We start from the raw sequence: 9,990 nt of genomic DNA on the forward strand, positions 1-9,990 counted from the left end.
TTCCACATCCGCCCCGCCACCCCCAAAGGCTCCGCAAAGAACGGCCAAGGCCCTCTGGGTGGCCGTCAAGAGCCGCCAGAGGGCCGTAAGGGCAATTTGGGTCCCTTGGGTGGCCCGCCGATCAAGCCGGGCCCCTGCCGCGCTTCTGGCGGCTCCGCCCGCGCGAGCGCTCAGTACGCGGGCTCGTGGACATGCCCCGGCTGCCGCAGCAGCAGCGCCGCCAGCTGCCTGGCGTCCTCCGCGTCCAGCCCGAGGACCACGCGCGGCCGTCCCCAGGGGTGGTCGATGGAGTGGGCCACGTAGCTCGCCACCGATTCGGCCGCCGGGTCGCTCTCGTGGCCGTGAGTGGCGCGCCAGCCGGTCCATGCCCGTTCGAGTTCCGCCGCGGCGCGTTGGGCGCAGGCCACCAGCTCCGGATCACGCATGTCTTCCCCCCCGCTTCGTACGCCTACCTGCGACCCGGCGTACGCGGGGAAAGCCCCGCTCGCTGCCCCTTGAACAGGCGGACGACCGGCCGGCCTGCGCGGGCCCGACGGCGACCCGCCGGGGGATCGACGTCACGGCCCCGAGTCAACACCAGGCGCACGGGGGCGCTTCGGGTGATTGACCCGGCCTTGAGGATTCCTTTCCGTGTTCTCGTGCGGGGGCAGCGGGCGGGTCAGGCGGGCGCGGGACCCGCGCTTCGCCGTACGACGAGCTTGGGGGTGACCTGGCGCATGCGCGAGACCTTCCCCGGGTCGCCGATCCGGTCGCTGAGCAGGGCGGCGGCCGACCGGCCCATGGCGCGGCGCGGCTGGTCCACCGTGGTAAGCGAGATGTGGTGGACGCCGGAAAGGTGGCTGTTGTCGTAGCCCACCACCGAAAGGTCCTCCGGCACCCGCAGGCCGAGCTCGCTCGCCGCGGTCAGCACGCCGAGCGCGGCCATGTCGTTCACCGCGAAGATCGCGGTCGGCCTGGGATCGCGGCTGAGCAGCGCGTGGGCCGCGCTGCGCCCGCTCTCCTCGGTGAAGTCGCCGTGCTCGACCATGATGTACGGCGCGAGCGCGTGCCTGCGCATCGCCACCAGATAGCCCTCGCAGCGGAACCTGGCCGCCGAGGACCGCGCCCCCTCGATGTGGGCGATCCTGCGGTGGCCGAGTTCCACGAGGTGATCGACGGCGAGCCGGGCGCCCAGTTCGTCATCGTCGACCACGATGTCCACACCCTCTAACTCGGTGTGGCGCTCGCCGACCACGACCGTCGGTGTGTACGACGTGGCCTCGATGAGCGTCGCGCTCACCGGCGCGATTCCGAGAAGGACCAGGCCGTCCACCCGTAGTTCGAGGAACGCCTCGACGGCCTCGTCCTCCAGGGTGGGCTCCCACTGGCTGTTGCCGATCAGCAGCCGCAGTCCCTCGCCGTGCAGGCTCTCCTGCAGGCCGTCGAGGAATTCGGCGTAGAACGGGTTGTGCAGGTCTGCCACGAGTGCGCCGACCAGGTGGGTCCGGCCCTCGACGAGGCTGCGCGCCACCGCGTTGGGGCGGTAACCGAGTTCCCTGGCCGCCTGCAGCACCGCCTGCCGGCGATGCTCGCTGACGTGGGGCGATCCGCGCAGTACCAGCGAGACCAGCGATTTGGAGACGCCGGCGCGTTCGGCCACGTTGCGAATCGTGGGCCGCGGGCGGGGTTGCCCGTAGCCCTCTGACGCGACGGCGTCGGCCATATTGCCGGCTCGTGTCGTGGTGGTGATGTTGACGGGCGGTCCTGACATGTGTCTCCCCGCGGAGCGTGGATGGGCACCTGCCACACCAAACGATCGAGTTACCCGCAGGGTACGGCTCGGCGTGCGGGAACCGTGTTTTCCTTCCATGGCGGACAAGAATCCCGAGGTACCCCATACCGGATTCATGCGACATTTCATCAAAACTTCAAGGAATCGCCCGCCCGTATTCCGGGAAATCGCACACGGTGACTCCCCGCGCTCTCTTCGCTATCGTCGGAGCGTGGGTGCGAGATCCGAGGCGGCCGGATACGGCGGCGCCCGGGAAAGGCCCGATTCCGGCGTCGCGCGCCGCCGCAGGCTCGGCGGGGACCGCAGGCGCGACGAGCTGATGGCCGCCGCCCTGGAGCTGTTCGGCGCCCGCGACCCCGACGACATCTCGATCGACGATGTGGCGGCGGCGGCCGGCGCGTCCCGCGCGCTGGTCTACCACTACTTCAGCGGCAAGCGGGAGCTGTACGTGGCCGCGCTGCGCAGCGCGGCGGCGGGGCTGGAACGGCGCCCGCCCCCGGCGGGCGGCGCCGGCTCGCTGGACGCCCTGGCGGGCGCGCTGGCACGGTACTTCGACTTCGCCGAGGAGCACGCCGCCGGATTCACCGCGCTGCTGCGCGGCGGCGGCGCCGGGCGTTGCGGTGAGGTCGGGAAGATCGTGGAGGGGGTGCGCGGCGAGCTGTTCGCGTCGCTGACCCGGCGGCTGCCGGTGCGCGAGCCGGGCGCGCTGCTGCGGGTGACCCTGGGCTCGTGGATCGCGATCGTGGAGTCGGCGGCGCTGGACTGGCTGGAACACCGCGACGTCGAACGGCGGGCGCTGGAGCGCCTGCTGGTGGATCAGATGGTCGCCACGCTGACCGCCGCCGCCCGCCATGACCCCGAGGCGAGCCACGTGCTCCACAACCTCAAGAACGACCGCTGAGCCGACCAGGCGGTGAGGGGTGAACGGCGGGGGCGGGGGATTTCGGGTGACCTGTGATGGAGGGGGAGCCCCCAGTGGGGCGGCGCCGGGCGGGCGGCGCCGCTTGGTCCCCCCTGGGGCTGACGGTTGTCGTCCTCCTCGCGCCTACTCCGAGCGCTGCTGCGGAATGCCCGCGAGCAGCGCCCGGACCTCGGTCTCCCGGTAACGCCGGTGACCGCCGAGGGTGCGGATGGACGTCAACTTGCCCGCCTTGGCCCACCGGGTAACGGTCTTGGGGTCGACGCGGAACATGGTGGCGACCTCTGCCGGCGTGAGCAGTGGCTCGGCCTCGGGTGTACGAGCTGACATTTGTGCGGCCTCTCCTCCGTGTGGATCGGCGAGCGATCCTGCGACTGCGTTTGCGCTTGTCACGGATGTCCCCCTATGGCCCTTCGCGTGCGGCTTTCCCGGACCATATGCGGCATCACCCGATGTGACCATACAGCCACGTAGAGCGATTGGCGAGCCCTTCTGGGGCCCAACTAGGTGTCCACGCGGTGATGTCACGCTCGGTGATTCTAGCGACACGTTTCGTGGTATCGCAGTGAAAACGGCAAACTACTCAGTTCGCAGATGCGTGGCTGGGAGTCACCTGACCAACAGATGCAGGTCAGAGGGACGATTTGGGGCTCAGTTGGCAGATTCCAGGACCTGGATCGACTTCCATCTGAGGATGACCCTCTGATACATGGCGAAAGCAAGTTCTTCTTGACCGGTGTCCAGCCCGGTGAGGGCCGCCGCCAGCTCGGCCACCGACTGGTCGGTGCGCAGGGTGTCGTCGTCCATCAGGTGGACGAGGCCGCCGTAGTCGAGTTCCACCAGCGAATGCGGATGGAACTCCTCCAGCCAGCGCCCGACCTCCTCCACGTCGGCCGTGGTGGGCACCTCCCCGACGTGCCTGCGGATCACGTTGAGCGACCGGGCCACCCGCCTGCGGGCCTGGGCCATGGAGGTGACGTAGATCAGCGTCCGGGTGGGCGAGGTGGGCGGCGCGGCCGTCGGGGACGACGGCGAGCCCGCCTGCTCGTGCCCGGCGTCGGCCTTGGGCGTGCCCGGCCTGGGCGGCGCGCCGTCCAGCACCAGCCAGCGCTCCGCCCCGTCGAACAGCACCAGCCACGGCGTGGGAACGTGCCACGTCGAGGTCAGGATGTTGGTGCGCAGGGCCTCCGAGCCGCCGTCCCGCTTGAAGCGGTCGAAGTCGTCGGCGGTCTGCTCGACGATGGCCTTGGGCATGAACCTGTCCATCAGCTTGACCGGCGTGCTCCCCCGGAAGCGGGAGAACGCCAGCCAGGAGCGCAGCCTGCTCTGCCAGGGACAGACGTAGAGCACGTCATCGACCCTGCGCAGGTAGGCGTTCCCGCTCTCCTGGGCGGGAGCGGGCAGCGGGGGCACGCCGAGCAGACGCCGTACCGACTCCACTTGCTCGGCGCGCAGGGCGCCCGCGCGGCGCGGCCTGTCGGGCGACGCGGCATAGGCATCCCAGTTGTGCCTCTCGGAGTCGGGGAACGCGCTCAGCGGCTCGTAGACGCGAAGGTACGCGGCATAGGGCAGCACGATGGCATCGTGTCATGAAGGACCCCCTGTTGTCCGGTATCACTGCCGGGCATGCGGTTACGCTGAGGGTGATCTCCGCCGCGCAGGAGCGGCGGACCGGACCGGGAGTCACCACCGTGACCGACGTCTTCGGGCTGTCCCAAAAGGACACGAGTCCCGTAAGTGGCCAGGCCGCGCATGAGCAGGTCGTGTTCTGCGCCGACGAACGCAGCGGCCTGCGCGCCATCATCGCCATCCACAACACGGCACTGGGACCCAGCCTTGGGGGTACCAGGTTCTATCCCTACGACAACGAGCAGGCGGCGCTCGCCGACGTGCTCAACCTCTCCAGGGCCATGGCCTACAAGAACGCCCTGGCCGGGCTCGACCTCGGCGGCGGCAAGGCCGTCATCATCGGCGACCCGCTGAAGGACAAGTCCGAAGCGCTGCTACGCGCTTACGGGCGCTTCATCCAGTCGCTCGGCGGGCGCTACATCACCGCCTGCGACGTGGGCACCTACAGCGAGGACATGGACCTCATCGCCCGCGAGAGCAGCTACGTCACCGGCCGTACCCCGGCCAACGGCGGGGCCGGCGACTCCTCCATCCTCACCGCCTTCGGCGTCTTCCAGGGGATGCGCGCCGCCGCCCAGCACAAGTACGGCACACCGTCCCTGAAGGGCCGGCGGGTCGGCGTCGAGGGGGTCGGCAAGGTCGGCCACCGCCTGGTGGACCACCTGGTCGAGGCGGGCGCGGAGGTCGTGGTCTGCGACGTCGGCGAGCAGGCCGTCGAGCGCGTCCGGGCCCGCCACCCGCAGGTGGAGGCGCTGGCCGGGCAGGGGGACATGATCGCCGCCGACATCGACGTCTACGCCCCCTGCGCGCTCGGCGGGTCGCTCGACGACGACACCGTGGCCAAGCTGCGCGCCGGGATCGTCTGCGGCGGGGCCAACAACCAGCTCGCCCACCCGGGCGTGGAGAAGCAGCTCGCCGAGCGTGGCGTCCTGTACGCGCCCGACTATCTGGTCAACTCCGGCGGTGTGATCCAGGTCGCGGATGAGATCGGCGGCTTCGACATGGAACGGGCGCGGGCAAAGGCGTCCCAGATCTTCGACACGACTCTCAAGATTTTCGCGATAGCCGCGGAGGAGGGGGTTCCTCCCGCCGTCGCAGCCGATAGGCTAGCTGAGCGCAGAATGTCGGAAGTCGGGCGGATTAGGGCCATATGGTTGGGCCACTGATGGCCCGCGCCCATACGGCGTACCGAGCTGAGCGCAAAACAGGTACGGTAATAGGCGAACGAGGAGCTGACGCCGGAAGTCAGGTGGCGTCAGTGCGTGGTGCGTTAGCGACGAGGGGTCGGGTGCGACCCCGCATGAGGGGGTCGAGCCGATGGGGCGCGGCCGAGCCAAGGCCAAGCAGGTGAAGGTTGCCCGGCAGTTGAAGTACAACAGCGGGGGCACCGATCTTGAGCGTCTTCGTGAGGAGCTGGTGGCGAACAACGGCTCCGGGCACGACGACGATGCTTCGGGATATGACTCAGACGAGGTGGCCGATCGGTACGCCGATTACGCCGACACCTACGCCGACGACGATGATGACCGCGACGACGGGAAGCCTCGCCGCGGCTAGGTGATTTGTTGGTCACGTGAGCGAGGCACCCGGGAGGCCACGGCCACCGGGTGTCTTCGCCTGCGCGTGACCTCACCGCGCCCAGGGGCCCTTTCCGGTCCCGGGGCGCGGTTCGTCATGTCCGTCAGCGGTAGGCGGCCTGTCCCTGGCCGGGGACGATCTCGCCGAGGACCCACGCGGAAACCTCGCGCTCCCGCAGCAGGCCCAGGGCGTCGTCCACCGCTGTGGGCGGCACGATCGCGCACATGCCGACGCCGAGGTTGAAGGTCTGGTCGAGGTCGGCCTGGGCGATCCCGCCGTGCCCGGCGAGCGCCTGGAAGATCGCCGGTGGGGTCCAGGACGAGCGGTCGAGCACCGCGTCCAGCTCCGGGGGCAGCGACCTGGCCAGGTTGGCGGTCAGCCCGCCGCCGGTGATGTGCGCGTACGCGTGCACCTCGTGCGTCCGGGCCAGCGCCAGGCAGTCGGCCGCGTAGATGCGGGTCGGTTCGAGCAGCTCCTCGCCCAGCGTGCGGCCCAGCTCGGGCAGCTCCCGGTCGAGCGTCAGCCCGGCCGACTTCATCACGTGGCGGACCAGCGAGTAGCCGTTGGAGTGAACGCCGCTGGACGCCAGCGCCAGCACCACGTCGCCCGCGCGCACCCGCGCCGGGCCGAGCAGCGCGTCGGCCTCCACCACGCCGGTGCCCGCGCCCGCGAGGTCGTAGTCGTCCGGGCCCATCGCGCCGGGGTGCTCGGCGGTCTCCCCGCCGACCAGCGCGCACCCGGCCAGCCGGCAGCCCTCCGCCACCCCGCCCACGATGTCGGCGATCCGCTCGGGGACCACCTTGCCGCAGGCGATGTAGTCGGTCATGAACAGCGGTTCCGCGCCGCACACCACCAGGTCGTCCACGACCATCCCGACCAGGTCGCGGCCGATGGTGTCGTGCCGGTCGAGGGCCTGGGCGATCATCACCTTGGTGCCCACGCCGTCGGTGGAGGTCGCCAGCAGCGGCCGGGTGTACCCGCGCAGCGCGGAGACGTCGAACAGCCCGGCGAACCCGCTGGCGTCATCGACGACCTCCGGGCGGCGGGACATCGCCACCCGGGCCTTCATCAGCTCGACCGCACGGTCACCCGCCGCGATGTCCACGCCCGCGGCGGCGTAGCTCGTCATCAGGCGTCCACCTTCTCCAGCAGGTACTTGCCCAGGCCGTCCTCATCGATCGGGATCGGGTAGGAGCCGTCGAAACACGCCCGGCACAGCCGCCCGGCCGGGATCGTGGTGGCCGCGGTCAGCTCCTCCAGCGAGATGTACCCGAGCGAGTCGGCCCCCAGCGAGTCACAGATCTGCTCCACCGACAGCGACCCCGCGATCAGTTCGGCCCTCGTCGCGAAGTCGATGCCGTAGAAGCACGGCCAGGAGACCGGTGGCGAGGAGATGCGCACGTGCACCTCGGCCGCGCCCGCCTCGCGGAGCATCCGCACGATCGCCCGCTGGGTGTTGCCGCGCACGATCGAGTCGTCCACCACGACCAGGCGCTTGCCGGCGATCACCTCGCGGAGCGGGTTGAGCTTGAGCCGGATGCCGAGCTGGCGGATGGTCTGGGAGGGCTGGATGAAGGTGCGGCCGACGTAGGAGTTCTTCACCAGGCCCTGGCCATAGGGGATGCCGCTGGCCTCGGCGTAGCCGATGGCGGCGGGCGTGCCCGACTCCGGGGTGGGGATCACCAGGTCGGCCTCGACCGGGTGCTCACGGGCCAGCCTGCGGCCGATCTCGACGCGGGTGGACTGCACGCCGCGCCCGGCGATCGTGGTGTCCGGCCTGGCCAGGTAGACGTACTCGAACAGGCAGCCCTTGGGCTCGGCCGGGGCGAACCGGCGGGCCCGCACGCCGCGCTCGTCGATGGTCAGCAGCTCGCCCGGCTCGATCTCGCGGACGAACGCGGCCCCGACGATGTCGAGCGCGGCCGTCTCGGAGGCCACCACCCAGCCCTGCTCCAGGCGGCCGAGCACCAGTGGGCGGATGCCCTGCGGGTCGCGGGCCGCGTAGAGCGTCTTCTCGTTCATGAAGACCAGCGAGTAGGCGCCCTTGACCTGCGGCAGCAGCTCGGCCGCGGTGTCTTCCACCGACCGCTCGCGGTCATTGGCGTCGTTGGCCAGCAGTGCGGTCAGGATCTCGGTGTCGGAGGTCGCGCGGGTCGTGCCGGGCGCCAGGCGCTCGGCCAGCGCGGCGGTGTTGATCAGGTTGCCGTTGTGCGCGAGCGCGAGGCCGCCGCCCGCGGTGGAGCACAGCGTGGGCTGCGCGTTCTCCCACACGCTCGACCCGGTGGTGGAGTAGCGGCAGTGGCCCACCGCGATGTGGCCGCGCAACGTGCTCAGCACGGACTCGTCGAAGACCTGGGCCACCAGGCCCATGTCCTTGTAGACCAGGATCCGGTCGCCCTCGCTGACCGCGATGCCCGCGGACTCCTGCCCGCGGTGCTGCAGCGCGTACAGCCCGTAGTAGGTGAGTTTGGAGACATCCTCCCCAGAGGCCCATACGCCGAAGACACCACAGGCGTCCCGCGGAGCGCGGTCGTGGGGGTCAAGGTCATGGCCTAGCCGGCCGTCGCCTTTTAGCACGTACTTAAGTCTAAGTCGGGCTGTTCCGCGCTCGCGCCCCGGGGCGGCTGACACAAATGGACGTTCCTGTGTTCAGCGGGGTGACATACCAGTAACTTTGGGCAGACTTAGCAAAGGATCACCCGCGCTTTGCCGTGTCAGCCGCCGGTAGGCCGCCACGCCGGGCGAAGGTGAGGGATACCGGCATGCCTGTTCGCCGAAGGTCGGGAGATCACACGTGACGACACCAGGGGATCCCAACCAGCCAGAGTCCGGCCGCGAGCCGGACCGGCCCGCAGAGCGGCCCCCCGAGGGTCCGCCGGGACAGCCCGGCCCCTACGGCGAGCAGGGCCAGTACGGCCAGCCGCCGCCCTACCAGCAGCAGACCCCGTACGGCTACGGCCAGCCGTACGGCGAGCCCCCCGCGCCCAAGCGCGGCGGCGGGCTGGCCACGACGGCACTGGTGCTCGGCATCCTCAGCCCGTTCCTGCTGTTCGCGTGCGGGTTCGGGACGCTCACCGCGATCGTCGGCCTGATCATCGGCATCATCGCGCTGACCCGCCGGGTGCACCTGGGCAGGGCCTGGGCCGGCATCGTGCTCAGCGCGCTCACGCTGATCGCGGCCGTGGCCGTGGTGACCTGGTCCTACGCCAACTTCAGTGACTGCATGGGCCTGTCCACGCAGGCCGAGGTACAGCGCTGCGTGGAGGCCAAGCTCGGCCTGACCGGCGCCGTCACCCCCCAGTGACCCGCTACAGGACCGGCAGGTACTCCGAAACGTCGGCGCGCGCCCCGCTCGCGCTGATCCGGCCGGCCGCCATCGCGTCGTCCCAGGACAGCTCGCCGGTGGCCAGTTCCAGCCAGGTCAGGCCGTCGGTCTCGATCACGTTGGGCGGGGTGCCGCGGGTGTGGCGCGGTCCAGGTACGCACTGCACGGCCGCGTACGGCGGCACGCGCACCTCCACCGACCGGCCCGGGGCCGTCGCCGCGAGCCGGTCCAGCAGGTGCCGTACGGCGTAGCGGGCCGCGTCGCGCTCGGGCCGCAGCCCGCGCCGGTAGGCCCGCAGCACCACCGGGACGCAGGCGGTCAGCATCGCCGTGGCGGTGTCGGGCCCGTCGTAGGCGGGTTCGTCCAAAGCGGACAGTTGCGCGTCGAGCGCCGCGCGGACCTTGCCGGGCACGGGTTTGAGGGCTGGCACATCGACCATCATGCACGGTCCCAACGGTTCATCGGTCGGGCAGGCGTCGTTCACCCGAGGTTTGGACGGCCGCCGTAGCGTCCCGGCGGGACAACTTGTGAATAATTTGGAGGACCGGTGGCGAATCCCTCGCCGCGCGGGCTGCTGCCGCTGCTGACGACCCCGCACCAGGGTGGTCGTAGCGCGCTGACTTGCCAGTTCCGCTGCGGTAACGCCTGCTCGCACGACATTCCCAACACGTCAGAGAACCGATACTTCGGGGAGATCGTCACCGAGGCCCTGTCGCGGCGTGGCGCGCTGCGGGCGGGGGCCCTGGGGGCGCTCGCGGTGGGCGTGGG

Annotated in this window: 11 protein-coding genes and 1 pseudogene; 5 read left to right on the plus strand and 7 right to left on the minus strand. The window is 70.7% G+C overall.

The window, feature by feature from the left end:
• Positions 1-170: 170 nt before the first annotated feature.
• Both C1I98_RS28735 and C1I98_RS28740 read right to left on the minus strand, forming a co-directional pair.
• Positions 171-425, minus strand: coding sequence for a hypothetical protein (locus tag C1I98_RS28735; RefSeq protein WP_111170534.1), 255 nt, complete (start codon positions 423-425; stop codon positions 171-173).
• A gap of 233 nt (positions 426-658) precedes the next feature.
• Positions 659-1,750, minus strand: coding sequence for a LacI family DNA-binding transcriptional regulator (locus tag C1I98_RS28740; protein WP_111170535.1), 1,092 nt, complete (start codon positions 1,748-1,750; stop codon positions 659-661).
• Positions 1,751-1,982: 232 nt separating this feature from the next.
• On the opposite strand from C1I98_RS28740, the gene C1I98_RS28745 reads away from it, so the two are divergent.
• Positions 1,983-2,672 (plus strand): TetR/AcrR family transcriptional regulator, encoded by a 690-nt coding sequence (locus tag C1I98_RS28745; RefSeq protein ID WP_233508275.1) that lies wholly within the window; start codon positions 1,983-1,985, stop codon positions 2,670-2,672.
• A 144-nt stretch (positions 2,673-2,816) separates the two neighbouring features.
• Here the strand turns inward: C1I98_RS28745 and bldC are convergent, their stop codons facing one another.
• Together bldC and C1I98_RS28755 are read right to left on the minus strand one after the other, a co-directional pair.
• Positions 2,817-3,020, minus strand: coding sequence for a developmental transcriptional regulator BldC (bldC, locus tag C1I98_RS28750; protein WP_013133571.1), 204 nt, complete (start codon positions 3,018-3,020; stop codon positions 2,817-2,819).
• Positions 3,021-3,341: 321 nt separating this feature from the next.
• Positions 3,342-4,265: a DUF8083 family protein gene (locus tag C1I98_RS28755; RefSeq protein ID WP_111170536.1), complete on the minus strand. Its 924-nt coding sequence runs from the start codon at positions 4,263-4,265 to the stop codon at positions 3,342-3,344.
• Between the two features lie 116 nt (positions 4,266-4,381).
• Here C1I98_RS28755 and C1I98_RS28760 point away from each other — a divergent pair, with 116 nt between their 5' ends.
• Complete coding sequence (locus C1I98_RS28760) at positions 4,382-5,485, plus strand: Glu/Leu/Phe/Val family dehydrogenase (protein WP_233508277.1); 1,104 nt, start codon at positions 4,382-4,384, stop codon at positions 5,483-5,485.
• Positions 5,486-5,636: 151 nt separating this feature from the next.
• Positions 5,637-5,876 (plus strand): DUF3073 domain-containing protein, encoded by a 240-nt coding sequence (locus C1I98_RS28765; protein ID WP_111170538.1) that lies wholly within the window; start codon positions 5,637-5,639, stop codon positions 5,874-5,876.
• A 124-nt stretch (positions 5,877-6,000) separates the two neighbouring features.
• Here C1I98_RS28765 and purM read toward each other — a convergent pair whose 3' ends face one another.
• Both purM and purF read right to left on the minus strand, forming a co-directional pair.
• Positions 6,001-7,026 carry a phosphoribosylformylglycinamidine cyclo-ligase gene (gene purM, locus C1I98_RS28770; RefSeq protein ID WP_199537287.1) on the minus strand — a complete coding sequence of 342 codons (1,026 nt, stop codon included), beginning with the start codon at positions 7,024-7,026 and terminating at the stop codon, positions 6,001-6,003.
• Positions 7,026-8,474: an amidophosphoribosyltransferase gene (gene purF / locus C1I98_RS28775; protein WP_111170540.1), complete on the minus strand. Its 1,449-nt coding sequence runs from the start codon at positions 8,472-8,474 to the stop codon at positions 7,026-7,028. Before purF ends, purM begins: the two co-directional genes overlap by 1 nt.
• Positions 8,475-8,691: 217 nt before the next feature.
• Here purF and C1I98_RS28780 point away from each other — a divergent pair, with 217 nt between their 5' ends.
• On the plus strand, positions 8,692-9,201 hold the full coding sequence (locus C1I98_RS28780; protein ID WP_111170541.1) for a DUF4190 domain-containing protein: 510 nt from the start codon (positions 8,692-8,694) through the stop codon (positions 9,199-9,201).
• A 4-nt stretch (positions 9,202-9,205) separates the two neighbouring features.
• On the opposite strand, the gene C1I98_RS28785 is transcribed toward C1I98_RS28780, so the two are convergent.
• A complete protein-coding gene (locus C1I98_RS28785; protein WP_233508276.1) occupies positions 9,206-9,652 on the minus strand; it encodes a sterol carrier family protein in 447 nt (148 codons plus the stop codon).
• Between the two features lie 117 nt (positions 9,653-9,769).
• On the opposite strand from C1I98_RS28785, the pseudogene C1I98_RS28790 reads away from it, so the two are divergent.
• Positions 9,770-9,990, plus strand: a pseudogene (locus C1I98_RS28790) (phosphatase); the annotation flags it as partial.

Source organism: Spongiactinospora gelatinilytica, assembly GCF_003236385.1.
Classification (GTDB): Bacteria; Actinomycetota; Actinomycetes; order Streptosporangiales; family Streptosporangiaceae; genus Spongiactinospora; species Spongiactinospora gelatinilytica.

Coding starts and splice junctions, on each gene's coding strand:
- C1I98_RS28735 (WP_111170534.1), bottom strand. CDS start 425: ATGCGTGATCCGGAGCTGGTGGCCTGCGCCCAACGCGCCGCGGCGGAA.
- C1I98_RS28740 (WP_111170535.1), bottom strand. CDS start 1,750: ATGTCAGGACCGCCCGTCAACATCACCACCACGACACGAGCCGGCAAT.
- bldC (WP_013133571.1), bottom strand. CDS start 3,020: ATGTCAGCTCGTACACCCGAGGCCGAGCCACTGCTCACGCCGGCAGAG.
- C1I98_RS28765 (WP_111170538.1), top strand. CDS start 5,637: ATGGGGCGCGGCCGAGCCAAGGCCAAGCAGGTGAAGGTTGCCCGGCAG.
- purM (WP_199537287.1), bottom strand. CDS start 7,026: ATGACGAGCTACGCCGCCGCGGGCGTGGACATCGCGGCGGGTGACCGT.